The 3,525-nt window shown below is 43.8% G+C and carries 1 pseudogene; it reads right to left on the minus strand.

The window, feature by feature from the left end:
• Nucleotides 1-142: 142 nt before the first annotated feature.
• A pseudogene (carB, locus tag HSISS2_RS05870) lies at nt 143-3,321 on the minus strand (carbamoyl-phosphate synthase large subunit).
• Between the last annotated feature and the right edge of the window lie 204 nt (nt 3,322-3,525).

The raw sequence follows: 3,525 nt of genomic DNA on the forward strand, positions 1-3,525 counted from the left end.
AATATGAAGAGTTTTGCAAACCTCATCAGCTTAAACCGAGACTTCTGGCAGTGATTAAAACGCCTGAAGCGATTAGTCTCAGACGTTCGGAAGTTTTATCTTCACTAAAAAGCCCCAGCAAAGCTGAGACTCTCTTTCATAATTAGATAGCTTCTGTTGTAAAGCTACGGCTTTCAAGCACACGCACCATAGCATCTGCTGTATCAAGCGCTGTGAAGAGTGGGATACCTGCTTCAATAGCTGAGCTACGGATAGCTGCACCATCTTCGTCATAAGTACGTTTGTTACCAACAGTATTGACAATAGCTTGCGCTTTACCTGAACGAACAAGGGCTGGGATGTCGTTGTCATCATTTTCACCCAACTTGTGCACAAGTGTTGCCTGAACACCATGTTCATTCAAGAACTTAGCTGTGCCTGCAGTAGCATAGATGCCGTAACCGATAGCATCGAAACGACGGGCCAAACCAAGGGCTTCTTCTTTGGTATCGTCATGAATCGTAAAGATAACATTACCAAAGGTTGGCAAGTGAAGGTAAGAAGCTTCAAAGGCTTTGTAGAGGGCCTTCTCAAGCGTTGCATCTGTACCCATAACTTCACCAGTTGATTTCATTTCAGGTCCAAGGAGGCTATCTACCTTAGCCAATTTTGTGAATGAGAAGACTGGAGCCTTGACATGAACGTGTTTGCTTTCAGGATAAAGGCCATCTTTGTAACCTTGCTCTGCCAAAGATTTACCAAGAATCAAGTTTGTAGCCACCTGAGCCATTGGAATATCCGTTACCTTAGACAAGAATGGCACGGTACGGCTGGCACGTGGATTCACCTCGATTACATAAACCGTTTCGCCCTTGATAACGAACTGAATATTCATCATACCAATACAGTTAAGACCGATAGCCAAACGTTTAGTGTAATCAGCAATCGTTTCTTGGATTTTCTTAGAAAGGGTTTGTGGTGGGTAAACTGCCATTGAATCCCCTGAGTGAACCCCTGCACGTTCGATGTGTTCCATGATACCAGGAATCAAGACATCCTTACCATCAGAAATGGCATCTACTTCACACTCACGTCCAATGATATAACTATCGACAAGGACTGGGTGGTCAGGACTCGCCTTAACGGCTGTACGCATGTAAGAGCGAAGGTCGTCTTCATTTTCCACGATTTCCATGGCACGTCCACCCAAAACGTATGACGGACGAACAAGGACTGGGAAGCCAATCTTACGAGCTGCTTCAACCGCTTCTTCTTCATTTGTCGCTGTTTGACCTGGTGGTTGTGGGATGTTGAGGTCAATAAGAGCTTGTTCAAAGAGGTCACGGTCTTCGGCACGGTCCAAATCAGCAACCTGAGTACCCAAGATTTTCACACCTGCTTTAGACAATGGCTCAGCCAAGTTGATAGCTGTTTGACCACCAAACTGCACCACAACACCCTTAGGTTGTTCCAATTCGATGACGTTCATCACGTCTTCAAAGGTCAATGGCTCAAAGTACAATTTATCTGAAACTGAGAAGTCTGTTGAAACTGTTTCAGGGTTAGAGTTCATAATGATAGCTTCGTAACCTGCAGCTTGGATAGCTTTAACAGAGTGAACCGTTGCATAGTCAAACTCAACCCCTTGTCCGATACGGATAGGACCTGAACCAAGAACGATAACAGATTCTTTATCAGACTTGATAGATTCATTTTCCCACTCGTAAGTTGAGTAGAAATATGGTGTTGAAGATTCAAACTCGGCTGCACAAGTATCAACCATCTTGTAAACAGGAACGATATGATTTTCCAAACGAGTGGCACGGACTTGGTCAGCTGTTTGGTTCCAAAGTTCCGCAATCTTACGGTCAGAGAAACCATTGCGTTTGGCTTCTTTCAAAACAGCAATGTCGCCTACGTGAGTAGCCAATTCTTGTTCCAATTCGAAGATATGGAGCAATTTGTCAAGGAAGAAAATATCAATCTTAGTCAACTCTGACAATTCTTCGACAGTATAACCACGACGGATAGCTTCAGAAAGGTAGAAGAGACGGTCGTCTTGCGCTTTAACAACCTTTTCCACCAAGGCATCATCTGTTACTTCGGCAAGTTCAGGCATTTCATTGTGGTGAACACCGATTTCAAGCGAACGACAAGCTTTAAGAAGAGACTCTTCAATGTTACGACCAATGGCCATAACTTCACCAGTCGCTTTCATCTGAGTACCAAGACGACGTTCCCCATGTTCAAACTTATCAAATGGGAAACGTGGGATTTTGGCAACCACGTAGTCAAGGGCTGGTTCAAACATTGAGTAGGTTGTACCAGTGACTGGGTTAATCATCTCATCAAGTGTCAAACCAACAGCGATTTTAGCCGCCAATTTAGCGATTGGGTAACCTGTTGCTTTTGAAGCAAGAGCTGATGAACGAGACACACGTGGGTTTACTTCGATAACATAGTACTTGAAGCTATTAGGATCAAGCGCCAACTGCACGTTACAGCCACCCTCAATCTTAAGGGCACGGATAATCTTCAAGCTGGCATCACGAAGCATTTGGTTTTCAATATCTGACAAGGTTTGCGTTGGGGCAAATACGATTGAGTCCCCTGTGTGAATACCAACTGGGTCGAAGTTTTCCATGTTACAAACCACAAGAGCGTTGTCAGCAGCATCACGCATTACTTCGTATTCGATTTCTTTGAAACCAGCGATAGAACGTTCAATCAAACATTGGGTTACTGGTGACAACTTCAAACCATTTTCAGCGATTTCACGAAGTTCTTCTTCATTGGCACACATACCACCACCGGTACCACCAAGGGTAAAGGCAGGACGGACAATAACTGGATAACCAATTTTTGAAGCAAAAGCCACTGCTTCTTCCACCGTATTAACAATTTCAGATTCAGGAATTGGCTGATGCAAATCTTCCATCAATTGTTTAAAGAGATCACGGTCTTCGGCTTGGTCAATGGCAGACAATTTTGTCCCCAATAATTCAACGCCAAGCTCATCAAGAATACCAGCTTTAGACAATTCCATGGCCATATTCAAACCAGTTTGTCCACCAAGTGTTGGCAAGAGAGCATCAGGACGTTCTTTACGAAGAATACGTGTCACAAACTCCAGTGTGATAGGTTCAATGTAAACCTTGTCTGCGATTTCTTTATCAGTCATGATAGTCGCAGGGTTAGAGTTGACAAGAACAACACTGTAGCCTTCTTCTTTCAAGGCCAAGCAGGCTTGCGTACCAGCATAGTCAAACTCAGCAGCCTGACCAATGATGATAGGACCAGACCCGATAACCATAATTTTTTAATATCAGAACGTTTAGGCATAATTTATGATACAAAGCCCGTTAAGGACCCAGTGAAAATAGGAAACGTGACGACGACGCCTAAGCGTCTAGTCACCGTTTCTCTTTTTCACACCGTCCTTAGGGCGTGTTCACTTTCGTGAACTTGTATCTTCTCCTTTCTATTTGACAACTCTCTGGTTGTCATTAAATAAGGTAGTAGACTGGGGCAAACAAGAATCGCACC

This window comes from Streptococcus sp. HSISS2 (assembly GCF_000448665.1).
Classification (GTDB): Bacteria; Bacillota; Bacilli; order Lactobacillales; family Streptococcaceae; genus Streptococcus; species Streptococcus raffinosi.